General features: G+C 32.7%; 12 protein-coding genes. 3 read left to right on the top strand and 9 right to left on the bottom strand.

Going from position 1 to position 13,914, the window contains the following annotated elements; all coding sequences use genetic code 11:
* Positions 1-273: 273 nt before the first annotated feature.
* The gene (locus tag B0A64_RS21385) at positions 274-1,437 is read left to right on the top strand and encodes a C40 family peptidase (RefSeq protein WP_089481513.1); all 1,164 of its coding nucleotides are present in this window, start codon (positions 274-276) and stop codon (positions 1,435-1,437) included.
* Between the two features lie 2 nt (positions 1,438-1,439).
* Here B0A64_RS21385 and B0A64_RS21380 read toward each other — a convergent pair whose 3' ends face one another.
* From B0A64_RS21380 to B0A64_RS21370, 3 genes are all read right to left on the bottom strand, one after another.
* Positions 1,440-1,832 carry a response regulator gene (locus tag B0A64_RS21380; RefSeq protein ID WP_089481512.1) on the bottom strand — a complete coding sequence of 131 codons (393 nt, stop codon included), beginning with the start codon at positions 1,830-1,832 and terminating at the stop codon, positions 1,440-1,442.
* A gap of 1 nt (position 1,833) precedes the next feature.
* Positions 1,834-3,246 carry a sensor histidine kinase gene (locus B0A64_RS21375; protein ID WP_089481511.1) on the bottom strand — a complete coding sequence of 471 codons (1,413 nt, stop codon included), beginning with the start codon at positions 3,244-3,246 and terminating at the stop codon, positions 1,834-1,836.
* A gap of 508 nt (positions 3,247-3,754) precedes the next feature.
* Complete coding sequence (locus tag B0A64_RS21370) at positions 3,755-4,156, bottom strand: DUF5958 family protein (protein WP_089481510.1); 402 nt, start codon at positions 4,154-4,156, stop codon at positions 3,755-3,757.
* A 976-nt stretch (positions 4,157-5,132) separates the two neighbouring features.
* Here B0A64_RS21370 and B0A64_RS21360 point away from each other — a divergent pair.
* Positions 5,133-6,545 (top strand): APC family permease, encoded by a 1,413-nt coding sequence (locus B0A64_RS21360; protein WP_089481508.1) that lies wholly within the window; start codon positions 5,133-5,135, stop codon positions 6,543-6,545.
* A gap of 317 nt (positions 6,546-6,862) precedes the next feature.
* On the opposite strand, the gene B0A64_RS21355 is transcribed toward B0A64_RS21360, so the two are convergent.
* The 5 genes from B0A64_RS21355 to B0A64_RS21335 form a co-directional block, all read right to left on the bottom strand.
* A complete protein-coding gene (locus B0A64_RS21355) occupies positions 6,863-7,324 on the bottom strand; it encodes a DUF1810 domain-containing protein (RefSeq protein WP_089481507.1) in 462 nt (153 codons plus the stop codon).
* A gap of 156 nt (positions 7,325-7,480) precedes the next feature.
* Positions 7,481-8,107 carry an alpha-ketoglutarate-dependent dioxygenase AlkB family protein gene (locus B0A64_RS21350; protein ID WP_089481506.1) on the bottom strand — a complete coding sequence of 209 codons (627 nt, stop codon included), beginning with the start codon at positions 8,105-8,107 and terminating at the stop codon, positions 7,481-7,483.
* Between the two features lie 57 nt (positions 8,108-8,164).
* Positions 8,165-9,544: an exonuclease domain-containing protein gene (locus tag B0A64_RS21345; protein ID WP_089481505.1), complete on the bottom strand. Its 1,380-nt coding sequence runs from the start codon at positions 9,542-9,544 to the stop codon at positions 8,165-8,167.
* An 84-nt stretch (positions 9,545-9,628) separates the two neighbouring features.
* Positions 9,629-10,888 (bottom strand): Y-family DNA polymerase, encoded by a 1,260-nt coding sequence (locus B0A64_RS21340; RefSeq protein WP_089481504.1) that lies wholly within the window; start codon positions 10,886-10,888, stop codon positions 9,629-9,631.
* Between the two features lie 21 nt (positions 10,889-10,909).
* The gene (locus tag B0A64_RS21335; RefSeq protein WP_089481503.1) at positions 10,910-11,359 is read right to left on the bottom strand and encodes a LexA family protein; all 450 of its coding nucleotides are present in this window, start codon (positions 11,357-11,359) and stop codon (positions 10,910-10,912) included.
* 98 nt (positions 11,360-11,457) lie between these two features.
* Between B0A64_RS21335 and B0A64_RS21330 the strand changes: the two genes are divergently transcribed.
* Positions 11,458-12,231 carry an XRE family transcriptional regulator gene (locus B0A64_RS21330; RefSeq protein ID WP_089481502.1) on the top strand — a complete coding sequence of 258 codons (774 nt, stop codon included), beginning with the start codon at positions 11,458-11,460 and terminating at the stop codon, positions 12,229-12,231.
* A gap of 209 nt (positions 12,232-12,440) precedes the next feature.
* Here B0A64_RS21330 and B0A64_RS21325 read toward each other — a convergent pair whose 3' ends face one another.
* Positions 12,441-13,202 (bottom strand): phosphatase PAP2 family protein, encoded by a 762-nt coding sequence (locus B0A64_RS21325; protein ID WP_089481501.1) that lies wholly within the window; start codon positions 13,200-13,202, stop codon positions 12,441-12,443.
* Between the last annotated feature and the right edge of the window lie 712 nt (positions 13,203-13,914).

Below are 13,914 nucleotides of genomic sequence, written 5' to 3'. Positions count from 1 at the left end.
CAGAAAACTAAAATTAAGATTAATTTTTTCATACAGTTTCCTGTTTAAGGTTGGTTTTTGTTTAAAAAACGCCTTTTTTGTGTAAAAAGCATATTTTCAGAGTGTTGACTCAGTTTCGTCACCGAGGCTGTTAATTTGAAGTAAATTAGTTGTTAAAAAACGTGCATCTTTTAGTTTAAAAAGTTAAATTCGCTTTTTAGGTAATATATTTGCTTTTTTTGAGTTTAAAATATTGTCTTAACTTAAAAAAGTATTCATTAAACTTTAATAGGTATGGTTGTTAGATTAATTATAGTATTGTTTTTTTTTAGTGTTGGTGTATTTTCTCAGGAAAAATTTATCAAGCACAAAATCTCAAAAGGAGACAACCTTACTGTAATTGCTAAAAAATATGGAGTGAAGGCTAAAGATATTCAGGAAGCCAATCCTGATGCTCCAAAAATTTTAAAATTAAATTCGGTTTTGTTAATTCCGAATAAGAATAAAACGGTTGCAACAAAATCTACTGAAACCGTTGCAAATGTAACTCCCTCCCAAATTATTACTCCAGGTGCACATGAAGTTTTAGCTAAAGAAACGCTTTGGGGAATATCAAAAAAATACAATGTATCTGTTGACGATTTAAAAAAGGCTAATCCGCTTTTAGAAACCGAAGGGTTAAAAATAGGACAGCAAATTAATATTCCGTCAAATACAATTGCAAGTTCTGCAACAGTAACAGAAAAAGTTCCTGCACCAGTAATAGAAAATGAAGAAACTCCAACAGATGTTGAAGTTGTAGTTGAGGTTTTGCCAAAAGAAACAAAATACTCAATTGCTAAAAAATACGGAATAACGGTTAAAGAGCTTGAAAAACAAAATCCGTTTATAAAAGGTAAATTGCCGGTGGGTTATGTTTTAAAAATTCATACTACAAAAGAAAAAGCTGATGCAATAGCGGCTTTAAAAGTAACTCCTGAAACAAATGACATTTTAGCAACACCATCTCAGGTTGTAGAAAATTCAGAAATTAAAAAAGATTCAACCTCAGTATTCCGAGTAAGCAATCATTCAGATTTAGTCAATCAATTAATTATGAATGCAACTGATAATATTGGCACTCGCTATCGATCAGGCGGAACCACAAAAGCTGGTTTTGATTGCTCCGGATTAATGATTTGTACGTTTAATAATTTCGATATTAAATTACCAAGAAGCTCTATCGAGCAATCTCGTATTGGAACAAAAGTAGATACTGAGGAAGCTCAAAAAGGAGATTTGATTTTCTTTAAAACCAATGGGCGACGTCAGATCAATCACGTTGGGATGGTTGTTGAAGTGGTTGGCGGAGAAATTAAATTTGTTCATTCCTCAACTCACGGAGGTGTAATGATATCTTCGACCAAAGAACCATATTATCAAAGAACCTTTTCGCAGGTAAATCGTATTTTACAATAGTTCTAAACCATTAATTGTAATTTGTTTTTGAATTCTTCAATAGGAAAAGGTTTGTTTAGAAAACCGGTCACGTAGTCATTATTATTGATATGCTCAATTTCTTCCGAGTCCAGAGTTGATGAAAGCATATAAATCTGAATTTCTTTTTTGATTGCTTTATCCAGATTATGAAATTCGCCTAAAAATTGAAAACCATTCATTACAGGCATTTGAACATCTAATAAAATAATTACCGATTGAATATTTTTTTGGGTGCTAAGCCATTGTATTGCTTCTTTGCCATTGTTGGTAATAACAATTTGATCTGTATCAAGTATTTTCTTTAGTAGTTGTTTTGTAACAAGCTGGTCAATTAAATTGTCTTCAATGATCAGAAATACAGGTTTCGTTTCCATGTTAGTTAGGTATTGTTACAATAAATTTACTTCCGATATTAGTTTCAGAAAACACAGAAATGTTTCCCTGAATATTTTCAACTGCTTCTTTTACAATATAAAGTCCCAATCCGGATCCTTTGTTTTTGTTTGTTCCAAAATACATTTCAAAAATATTGTCTTTAAATTCCTCTTTAATTCCAATTCCGTTATCGCTTACCTCTATTTTATTATAGCCGTCATCAAAGTAGGTTTTAACAGTGATAAACATTTCTTGTTTCGTAACATCGGCATATTTAATAGCGTTAGAGAGTAAATTAGAAATAATAATTTTCAGTCGTAAGCTGTCACTCTGGATTTGGTCGACTAATAATTCTTGTTTAAAAATTATTCGGTTAGCATTTTCAATATGCATTAATTGAGAGATCGATTCATCTAGTAATTCCTGTAGGCTAACAGGTTCCATAATAACCTGTTTTCGCTTGTTTTTAGAGTAATCTATGATGTCTATGATAAATTGATCCTGTTTGATTAAACTTTGGTGCATCAGTTTTAAATAATCTTTTATCTGATCGATATCATCTTCCAGTTGCGTAATTTCAATTAAGCCTTTTAAGGATGTTATAGGCGACCTCAGATCATGTGATGCACTATAAACAAAACGATCTAATTCGCGATTAACAATCACCAGATTTTCATTTTTAACTTCAATTTCTTTCTTAGAAACCAGTAATCGTTTTACCATTATCGAATAGTAGGAGCAGACGCTTAGTACAATAATTAAGATAAAAACAATATTGGTAATAATTAATAGGTTTTTAATTTTTCGTGTCCCTTCGCCTAAAGTATTCGAAAAATTGCGTTCGTTAATAGTGAGTTTATCGCTGATTGTACTAATTTGTTTTAAAAAACTTTGCTGACTGGCGGGTGTTAGAACATTGTGTTTTATTTCGGCATTAATTTTTTCTCCAACAACAAATAATTTAAATATTAATTCGTCGCCTTGTCCCCATTCATGAATTGCTTTAGCTAAAAAAGATACTTGTTGAAAATTTACAAACAACCAGACAAGATCGTCTAAATCGTCTTTGTGATTTCGGCCAATTAAAAACCCCCTACGGGCAACCTCATTGTCGCCGGCTTTTAAAAGTGTTTTTCGGGCGATACCATCACCTTGAGGAACTTTTAGTTCTTCGAGATACAAGTTCCATTGGTTGGGGTCTTTTGTGTATAGATAGGTTATAAGGTGTCTCGAAGCATCTTTTTGTCCTTTAGAGTAATGAGATTCTCCATTGACATAAGCCCGGTTGGCAGATAAGATTTTAATCGTAAAAAAATTGATGCAAATTAATAAGGCACATGAAATAAATACAATTAACAAAAGAATGAAAACATTAGGTAGACGTATGTTTCTAAAAAACGGACTCTTAAACATAATTTTCAAATTTGTAGGTTAATAGTTTAGTGCTCTGCCTTATAAAGTCCTTTTTTAAGTTAATACGTGGTAGTGATAATCGTTTGGGATCGATTATTTTATTGATCTGAAAAAATAAACAGTTGTTAATGTATTTCTTGAGTTTTATGACTAATTATCAACTCTATCAAATTTAATAAAAAAACGACAGAGTTTTACAAATCATTTATTTTTTCTTGTTAAAATTGTTTTTAATTATAGTGTGTGCTTTAAATATATTGATTTTGTTGAGTTTTTTTATTTTCTTTTCAAATGCTGACTTTCGTTTGTTAAATTAATTCGAAACACAATTAATCAGGAGAATACAGATTTGAAGGATTCTGTTTTATTAAAAAAAATCTTAGGATTGTCTTTTTTTGTTTAACAATTTTTAATGTGTCTAAAAAGAAAAACATTATAATTGGACATAAAAAAACTACAACATTTTAGGGTTGTAGTTTTTACTATTTTCAAAAAAAAGCAGGTGATCTTATTTAAACTCATGCCAAAAATGTCCGCACCCATTTTTACATTCGGTATTTCTTCTTTCGGTATCCGTCACTTTAAAAATCCAAAGCAATGAGGATATTATTTTTGTCTGTTCATTTTCAGGAAGGTCAGCTAATTTATTAAATGCAATTTTTGCAGAAAATGTTTTAAGAAGCGTAACTGGAGTATATGACGGTTTTAAAGGAATTGTATTAATCGCATTTTGATAAGCAGCTGTATTATAATCAGTTTTTTCAGGAATAGAATTAAATATGTAATTCTGTAATGTCATAAAAAGTTCGTGAAAATTGTATTCAGCATGCTCTAATAAAATTTGTAAGCCAAGATTAAAGTCTATTTTATCTTGTGCAACTCGATTGATTATTTCTTCCTGTTGAGACATTTGGTAAATAAAGCTATTTTTGGTTGTTGCTCCATAATAGATGCCATAGTATATCTGGCAACATCTTCAAAAGTAAAGATTTTTAGAATACTCTCATCAACTTTATTTCTTTCTTGAATTTGGTTTAATGTTTGTTCTTCGTTTTGTCTACAACTTAGTGAGAGAAGTAGAAGGAAAAAAAGCATATTTGATTTTATTTCTTTTAGATTTAGAATATAAGATTTTTGAATTATTTTCTTCTCGGTGCACTTCGCGTATGTGGTTGGACGTATGTACCATTTTTTCTAGTATGGTTAAGAGAATATACTTACTAGAAATATGAACAAGAAAACAACTCCAATTGTGACCACAAAAAACATGCATCCAAAATTTAATGTTTGAAGAAAACAACCTTCATTATTTTTGGACGTAATTTCATTATTTGATTTAATGGGATAAGCACATTGTGGACATTTGTTAGCTTGATCTGATACTTTTGTATTACATTCAGGACAGTTAATAAGTGGCATAATAATGTTTGTTTTAAATTGTTTTTATTATTACTAGTAATGGTGTGTTTTATTTGGAACGAGCTTGATTAGTATTATATATAATGGGATAAACAGTAAAGAAAGTTTTTATTTACTTAGATAAATAGTCTTATTGTATGCAAATGTATATAGATGAAAAAGTATTATTCTATGGAAATCCGTAAATATAATTGTTAGCTGAAACTTCTTATGAAATTGTGATTTGCGTGAGAGATAGAGGCGGTATCCTTTTGTGAAGAGAAACGAAACAAAAGATATAGCCGAAAGCCCGACCCGAAGGGACACGCCATAGTACTTGAAATTTATATTCTGAATTGGAATTTTAGTTTAAAAAAGGCCTCATCTTGTCTGAATTTGAGGGATATAAATAAGAATCTAAAATCAACAATCTAAAATCTAAAATTTGAGAAAAAAGTATATCTTTAGCCAACCCAAAAAACAAAACCATGGAAGAAAACGACCAAGAACATTTTAAAAGAGAACTCGGATTATTAGACGGAACCATGCTTGTGGTTGGTTCTATGATTGGATCGGGAATATTTATCGTAAGCGCCGATATCGCCAGACAAGTAGGTTCAGCCGGATGGCTAACATTGATTTGGCTTATCTCAGGATTAATTACAATTATCGCTGCTGTAAGTTATGGCGAGTTGAGTGCAATGTTCCCAAAAGCAGGAGGACAATATGTATATCTAAAAGAGGCGTACAATAAATTAATTGCCTTTTTGTATGGCTGGAGTTTTTTTGCTGTAATTCAGACCGGAACGATTGCTGCCGTTGGTGTAGCTTTCTCAAAATTTGCAGCTTATTTGTATGAGCCTTTAAGCGACGAAAATATATTGTATGAGTTAGGTTCGTTTAAACTCAATGCAGCACAGATTGTTTCGATTCTAACAATTGTTTTGCTTACGTTCATTAACAGCCGGGGTGTCAAAAACGGAAAAATTTTGCAAACGGTTCTTACGATTATCAAAATTTTATCATTGTTGGGCTTAATTGTTTTTGGATTGACATTGGCTGCAAAAGCTTCTGTTTGGGATGCAAACTGGACAGATGCCTGGACAACGCGTTCTTTTAATAAAGATACAGGTTCATGGTTGCCTATTAGCGGGACGGCATTGATTACCGGAATTTCGGCCGCAATGGTTGGATCTTTATTTTCCAGTGATGCCTGGAACGGGGTTACTTTTATTGCAGGAGAAATTAAAAATCCAAAACGAAATGTAGGTTTCAGTTTGTTTTTAGGGACGTTTATTGTAACGATTATTTATGTCCTGACCAATTTGATGTATTTGGCGGTTATTCCGCTAGACGAAATTGCAACAGCAAAATCAGATAGGGTAGCGGTAGTCGCTTCGCAATATATTTTTGGGAATATCGGAACGTTGATTATTGCAATCATGATTATGATTTCGACTTTTGCCTGCAACAATGGTTTAATCATGGCAGGAGCCAGGGTATATTATACAATGGCTACAGATGGTTTATTCTTTAAAAAAGCAGCTGTTTTAAACAAATCCAGTGTTCCTGCATGGGCTTTATGGGCACAATGTATTTGGGCTTCGGCTTTATGTTTGACAGGAAAATATGGTGATTTATTAGATTTTGTAATCATAATTGTTTTGATTTTCTACATTTTAACAATCTATGGAATTTTTATTTTACGAAAAAAAATGCCGGATGCAGAGCGACCTTATAAGGCTTTTGGATATCCGTTTTTACCAATGTTATATATTGTAATTGCTGCAGCAGTTTGTATTTCGTTATTACTGACAAAATTCTCAACTTGTGGTTGGGGAGTTTTGATTATGCTAACGGGAATTCCGGTATATTACTTAACGAAACCTAAAGAGTCTTAATGGAAAGGTGCTAAGTTGCTGAGATACTAAGTTTCTAAGTTTTTAAATGTGATAAAAATTTGTCCTCGGGTTTTACGGATTAAACAGATGAATGCTGATTTTTTATTACTCAATAATTGAATACAAAAAATGCCTTGTTTTTAACAAGGCATTTTTTTATATATAAGAAGAAACAAAAATATAAAGTTTAAAAATAAATCTGTGTAAACCCGTTTAATCCGTAAACCCCGCGGGCAAAAAAAAACACTACCAATTTGCAAAAGCAAAAAACGTAGTGTCTTTTTAATTTAAATAATCTGTAAAACTGTTAGTGTAAATTACACCATTTCAGTCTCAACAGAAGATTTTATAGATGAATTAATAATAGACAAGGTTAAGGGATCTGATTCTCCGGAGAAAAAAGCGTCTAACACTTCCTGGAAAATGGGATTTGTATTTTCGATTAAAGAAAATAGTGTCATAGAGGAACGTAATTTACGAGCATCCAGATCACCTAAAATTCCGTCTGCTGATTTTCTCTTAAAAGTCAAAAATAGTTCAGAAATTTCTATAAGATGTTTTCCTAAAATAGGATGCTCCAGAAATTCGGTAGCTTCTTTGAGATCGTTAATGGCGTAATAATTTGCAGTATCGCTTGTACCCAATCCTTTAATCTGAGGAAAAATGAACCACATCCAGTGTGTCTCTTTTTTTCCTTTTTTGATTTCAGAAAAGGCAGTAAGATAAAGTTTGTTTTGCGCATCTAAAAAACGCAATAAATCATTGTTTGAATAAGCCATTGTGGTAATGTATATATAAAAAAAGGTTGCAAAAGTAGTAAAAAAGATAGGGTCTGCCTAATAAAAGGTTCATGTACTGAGTATTTTAACTTTTAGAGGAGGAATTTTCCTCATCGTTATCGGGTCAAAAAAATCTCATTTAGAGTTGTTTATAAATTATTCGCTTCTTTTAGTTCTTCTAAAAGTCAAATTGATTCTTGGCAATACATTTCGGCTTGTCTTAGGAACCTGATGTTGCCAGAAACTATTGGTTGTTCCTGCCATTAATAAAAAAGATCCATGGTGTAAAGGAATTTCTACTTGCGGAATTTCTTTGCGAAATTTATGGCGAAGCCTGAACATTCTGGTTTCTCCAAAAGTGACAGAAGCAATAATTGGGTTGGGTCCGGAATTATGTTCTTTATCGCTGTGCCAGGAAACACCATCATTGCCGTTTCGATATAAATTGAGCAACAGACTATTAAAATCAAGCTGAGTTTCTCTTTCAACCCGACCTCTAATAGTTAATAATTCATAAGTCCAGTCAGGCCCATTTTGATCTGCTCCGGTATTATCTTTGTCTTCATACCAGGAAATCATTCGGGGAGCTGTAACAATTTTATCATACATTTCCATTTCATATTCCCTCCATTTAGTTTGATGAAGTAATTTTTCATAAAAACGATCAGATTCTTCTTTGGTAAAGAAGTTATCGATCAAAATAAGTTCTGCATCAGGGAGGTCAAATATTTTTTTTCCTTTTAAACCCGTTGCAAATAATTCGGTATCGCTAAAGAGTGTCATAAGTCAATACTTTAAGTTTATAGCTCTATTTTTAAAAATTAGATTAATTTCATATCCTTATTTTAAAAAGGTTTTATTGAAAAAAACTTTTCGGGGATTTTTCTCTGCATAAGCAAAAATCAATTGCACAATGTATTGATTGCTTTTATAAGGCGTAGCATAATTTTTTATTTCTAAAGGATCAGTAATCGAGACATCTGTTGGAATATATCCCATACCATAAAAATGACCATTTTCTATCCAGATGCAACTTCGTTCTTGCGCTGTTCTCCCTTTTTCTATAATCGCAAAAGTGGGTCTGTTGTTTAATAAAAAAGCAATAGCATTGTCTACCTGTTCATTGTGGAGCAAAACATCCGGCAAATCTTTTATATCGTTATTTTGAAATATTTCTCCTTCTTCAGGTCTTGAATATTTGCAATATCTATAATCAATTTCAAATTGTTCTGCCAAACTCCGTAGTATATTTGTTGCTTCGTGTATACTGCTGAAATGCTCAATGCACGACTGAAATTTATTGAGTTTACCGATTGCCAGATATTTATATCCGTTCCGGGCTTCATATTGATACAATCCAAATTTTGGTTCAAATCGTTTTAATGCTCTGTTATAGGTTGGCCAAAGGTGCTTGATTTCGGTACATTCTAATAGAAGAGCCATTAACTCGTTGCCACAAACTTCAAAAGAAATCGAGTAAATATCCCGCAAGAAGTGTTGCCTTTGTGGATTGATTTTATGTCCGCTAAAATGAGAAGCAACGCGTTTTTTTATATTAACCGCTTTTCCCACATAGATTACTTTTTTTACCTCATTATAAAAATAATATACACCTGGTTTTTCGGGTAAATTATTAAAATCTTCTGGCGGAAGGTTAGGTGGTAAACGCTGATCTTGTGCCGTATTTTTGATCATTTGTTCAATATGACCTTCATCGTCCCAGTTTAGTAATTTCGAAAATAATAGAGCGGTAGCATCTGCATCTCCGCCGGCACGATGTCTGTTTTCTAAAGATATATCTAATGAATTGCAAAGATTTCCTAAACTGTAAGATCCTAAACCGGGTCTGATTTTTCTTGTTGCCCGAACCGTACACAATTTTCTGGCTGTCCATTTAAAACCTGCTTGTTCGAGTTGGTGACGTACAAATGAATAATCGAAATTAACATTATGAGCAACGAAAATTCGATCCGTAAGCATTTCTAAAACCTTTTCTGAGATGTCGTCAAAAATGGGTGCATCACGAACCATTTCGTTATTAATACCGGTCAGGGCAAAAATAGAAACAGGTATTTCTTTTTCCGGATTTACAAGCGTTTCATAACGATCAATCACGTTTTCTCCGTCATGAATGATGATCGCAATTTCGGTAATGCGGCTGCCACTGGCGTTACCACCGGTGGTTTCTATATCTACTATGGCATATTCTTGCTTTTTCATCTTTCTTTATGTAACGTAATTTCGATTGTTTTTCATTTGGTTTATTAAAATTTAAATCTGTAATAGTTTCTTATCTAAGAACATTTAAACTTTAATTGTAATAACATCTTTGAGTACAGTAGAAAACTTGGGAGATAATCTATTCTGTCTCATTTTCCATTGCCGTCCCAAAGACTGTACGCCGAATTTAATTTTATTATTTCCATAACTCCGATTCATTTTATCAATCGCAATCATTAAAGGTTGATGTTTAGGATTTGAAGTTTCGAATAAACTAAGCTGCGTTTCATTATTTGGTGTCAATCCCATTACAATTACACCTGCTTTTTTATAACGATACCCTTTTTTAAAAATAGCTTGAAATCCTTTTTGTGCGGCCTCATTAAGCTCTATTGTCGAATTGGTGGGAAAATCAGTAGTTATTGTAATGCTTCGCGAATAATGCGATTTCTCCTCCTTTAAAAAACTAGTTTGAATAAAAACCGTTACCATATTACAATGACAATCCTGACGTCTTAATTTCTCAGCACAAGAAGCTGTAAACGTGCTGATTCGTTCTGATATTTCTTCATAAGTGGTATATCTTTTTTCAAAAGATCTCGTAGTAGCAATCATTTTCCGGTCTGCTACTTCTTCTAATTCCAAAGTTGGTTTCCCTTCTAATTCATGTTTTAACCGAAGTCCTACGACAGACATTTCTTTTCTGACCCAAGCATCCGGAAGCTCCGTAAATTCATAAGCTGTGTTGATTTTTTTTAATTTAAGCCGTTTGGCATGTTTTCTTCCAATTCCCCAAACATCTTCAATTTTAGTCCACTTTAAGGCTTTAATTCTTTTTTCTTCAGAGTCAATACAATAGACACCCTGAGTACGATCTGCAAATTTTCGAGCAATTTTATTCGCCATTTTAGATAAAGCTTTGGTGGGAGCAAAACCTATACTGACAGGAATACCCGTTCCTTGTGTCACTTCTTTTCGCATTTTTAACCCCAGCGTATTCAGATCAAATAAGTCGTAACCTGAAAATTTCAGGAAAGCTTCATCAATACTGTAAATTTCGATTTCGGGAGTATAAGTTCGAAGCAGGTTCATTACCCGATTACTCATATCGCCATATAGCGGGTAATTAGAAGAATAGACAAAAATGTTTTTTTCTTTAAAAATAGATTCATACTTAAAAGCAGGAATAGCCATTGGTATACCCAAAGCTTTCGCTTCATCAGAACGCGAAATTACACAACCATCATTGTTAGAGAGGATAACGATAGGTTTTTCTCTTAAACGTGGATCAAATACTCTTTGACAAGAAGCGTAAAAATTGTTACAATCGACTAAAGCAAACATTTCTAAACGTATTTTTTGTTTCTAAAAAGATTTGATACTATGAATTACAATTCCCCAAATCACAAAATTATTTTCTGCAGTTACTTTTAGAGGTTGATAATCTTCATTTTCGGCAATAAGCCATATTGTGTCTTTTTCTATTCTGATACGCTTTACAGTAAATTCGCCATCAATTTGACAAACAGCAATTTTGTTGTTTTGCGGTTCCAGACTTTTATCAATAATCAATAAATCACCATCATTGATTCCGGCATTTTTCATAGAATGCCCTTTTACTCTGGCAAAATAAGTAGTATATTTATGTTTGATGAATTCTTTGTTGAGATCAATCGATAATTCGATAAAATCATCAGCAGGCGAAGGAAAGCCAGCGCTGATACCAACATCAAAAAAAGGTAGTTTTATTTCTGAACCTATATCAGGAATATATAATTCTATTGATTTGGTGGTATTTATATTCCTCAATTTCATAATCACTTCAAAATTTTGTTTTTTGTATATTACAAAATTAGTACAGATGATAACATTTTTTTGTATATTTGTTGTTCCAAATTATAACAAATTAAATTATGTCCTTATTTTCAGATAATATCAGAGCATTGAGGGTTAAGCATAAAATATCTCAGGAGAAATTAGCTGAAAACCTTAGAATTACCCGAGGAAGATACGTTAAATACGAAGATGGAACCTCCGAAGCGCCGTATGATATTTTAAAGCAGATTGCTTTATATTTTCATATGAGTATCGATTTATTATTGTCTGTCGATATACGAAAGATACACATTGAAAACTTGATAAAATTAGAAGGTAACCGACTTATTTTACCTATTCAGGTAGATAGTTTTGGGGAGAATTATATCGAAATTGTATCTCAAAAAGCAAAGGCAGGTTACTTAAACGGATACGCCGATCCGGAATATATTGAAAGTCTGCAACAAGTTTCTCTTCCGTTTTTAGGACCTGGAAAACACCGCGGATTTCCTGTAGAAGGCGATTCAATGCCACCACACGAAGACGGTTCTATTATTATTGGTCGTTATGTAGAAAGGCTGGGAGAGGTGATGGATGGTAAGACGTATATCCTGATTACCAAAAATGAAGGAATGGTGTACAAACGTCTCAACAAGAACAAAAAAAATGCCTTAGTTCTGGAATCAGACAATCGTTTTTATCCCAATTATGAGGTCAAAGCCTCAGATATTTTAGAAATCTGGGAATATGAATGCAGCATTGGGCGAAGCGACAAACGACACGAAGTGACAGAATCTCAAAGTATGAAAGATTTGCTTCTGGAGGTAAAAAGAGAGGTAATGGAGATTAAGAATAATACTTCGAATACGTAAAAAGTTTTTTGCCACAGATTAAAAGGATTTTTTCTTTGCCACGAATTACACAAATTTGCACAAATTATTTTGATTATATTTTGAATGGAATTTGTGTAAATTTGTGTAATTCGTGGCAGAAAAACTTGGCAAAGCCATTCAAGAAAAATCCTTTTAATCTGTGGCTATAAATAAACTTTGCGCCTTAGTGCCTTTATGGCAAAAGAAATCTAAAAAACCTTCACAAATCCCACTCCATATTGTTGCCCATTATAGAAAGGCATTATCATAGAAGTTGATTTACTTTCAGATGATGATTTGAATATTTTTCTGCTGATATATGGATTCATCCAATACGCCAGTTTCGTGCTTAAAATTCCAATACCTGCTCCGGCGGCAACATCTGTTAACCAATGGCGATTGTTGTAAATTCTAAACAATCCCGTTCCGGTTGCTACGGCATAACCGGCAATTCCGTACCAAATCGATTTGTCTTTGTATTCCTGCCATAAAAACTCAGCTCCGGCAAAAGCAGTTGCGGTATGTCCTGAAGGAAAAGAGTTATTCGAACTTCCGTCTGGGCGCTCTTCATGAACAAGCGATTTTAAACCCAAAACGGTGGTAGCCATAATAGCATACGAAGTCACAAATATTACAGATCGATCCTGCATATTATTTTTACCTTTTACACCAAAAGCATTCAAAGCATAAACAGATGCTGCAGGTGCATATTGAGAGAAGTCATCAATGGTGATTTTATTATCGATATCTTCAGTAACCTCATTCTTGATTTGATGGTTAAAACTTAAGAGTTGATCATTTCCAATTCCAATTGCACCATAACCAATCAATACACCTGGAATAATTAACTGTTTGTAATTGAACTTTAATTGTTGTGAAGTACTATCAATTTTAGTTATAGAATCGTTCTGTTGCGCATTTGCACCCAAAAAACCGAATAAAAACATCAGAGAAATCGTTTTGTAAAACATCTTTCGTTATCGTTATAAGTTGCAATAATAACGAATGTACGATCAAAGTATTTTTGACTTAATTGAACCTTAAGTCAATATTAATTTGTTGGTTTTAAATGGGATAGTTGTATTAAGATTGGCTAAATATTAGAGGGCAAAAGATTCAATAACAATTGCAATATCAATGACAATTTCAATATTAAAAAATAAAAAAATTAAAGAAAAGTGTAGTCCCTATGGGCAATGTCATTAAGTTAAGCTTAGAAAATAAAAATTATTGCAAATAAAAACAGATTTTTCTAATTACTTTCTTAATTAAACTGTTCAGTAATTTTATAGATTTCCTCTTAACTTAATGACATTGCCCTAGGGGACATTTTTACCCGTGTATAATTTTTTTCTACCAACATATAATCTCTCCGAGATATTTATAGAAATTAAATATTGATACCCCGCTAGGGGCTAAATGTCGGTAGAAAAAGAACCAAGGTCAGTAAAAATGTCCTGTAGGGACTACACATTTTTGCTTTATTCTAACGGACAATCGAATTTCAATATTGAATGCTTTATGTGGTAACAACGGATTAAAATCCGTTTTTACAACATTTTAAAGTCCCGTAGGGACGATTTATATTGTAGGGCCGGATTTTAATCCGGTTAAAAAATGTATTCACAATGCAAAAGTCCCGAAGGGACGATCCATATTATTGATTTTGCATTATAACGTAAC

The organism is Flavobacterium araucananum (assembly GCF_002222055.1).
GTDB classification, from domain to species: Bacteria; Bacteroidota; Bacteroidia; order Flavobacteriales; family Flavobacteriaceae; genus Flavobacterium; species Flavobacterium araucananum.
The sequence above is the reverse complement of the archived record's forward strand: the minus strand, read 5'-3'. Positions and strand labels throughout refer to the sequence as shown.

Bases quoted from the DNA above. Each gene is read 5' to 3' on its own strand.
- B0A64_RS21385 (WP_089481513.1), top strand. From the start codon at position 274: ATGGTTGTTAGATTAATTATAGTATTGTTTTTTTTTAGTGTTGGTGTA.
- B0A64_RS21380 (WP_089481512.1), bottom strand. From the start codon at position 1,832: ATGGAAACGAAACCTGTATTTCTGATCATTGAAGACAATTTAATTGAC.
- B0A64_RS21375 (WP_089481511.1), bottom strand. From the start codon at position 3,246: ATGTTTAAGAGTCCGTTTTTTAGAAACATACGTCTACCTAATGTTTTC.
- B0A64_RS21370 (WP_089481510.1), bottom strand. From the start codon at position 4,156: ATGTCTCAACAGGAAGAAATAATCAATCGAGTTGCACAAGATAAAATA.
- B0A64_RS21360 (WP_089481508.1), top strand. From the start codon at position 5,133: ATGGAAGAAAACGACCAAGAACATTTTAAAAGAGAACTCGGATTATTA.
- B0A64_RS21355 (WP_089481507.1), bottom strand. From the start codon at position 7,324: ATGGCTTATTCAAACAATGATTTATTGCGTTTTTTAGATGCGCAAAAC.
- B0A64_RS21350 (WP_089481506.1), bottom strand. From the start codon at position 8,107: ATGACACTCTTTAGCGATACCGAATTATTTGCAACGGGTTTAAAAGGA.
- B0A64_RS21345 (WP_089481505.1), bottom strand. From the start codon at position 9,544: ATGAAAAAGCAAGAATATGCCATAGTAGATATAGAAACCACCGGTGGT.
- B0A64_RS21340 (WP_089481504.1), bottom strand. From the start codon at position 10,888: ATGTTTGCTTTAGTCGATTGTAACAATTTTTACGCTTCTTGTCAAAGA.
- B0A64_RS21335 (WP_089481503.1), bottom strand. From the start codon at position 11,359: ATGAAATTGAGGAATATAAATACCACCAAATCAATAGAATTATATATT.
- B0A64_RS21330 (WP_089481502.1), top strand. From the start codon at position 11,458: ATGTCCTTATTTTCAGATAATATCAGAGCATTGAGGGTTAAGCATAAA.
- B0A64_RS21325 (WP_089481501.1), bottom strand. From the start codon at position 13,202: ATGTTTTACAAAACGATTTCTCTGATGTTTTTATTCGGTTTTTTGGGT.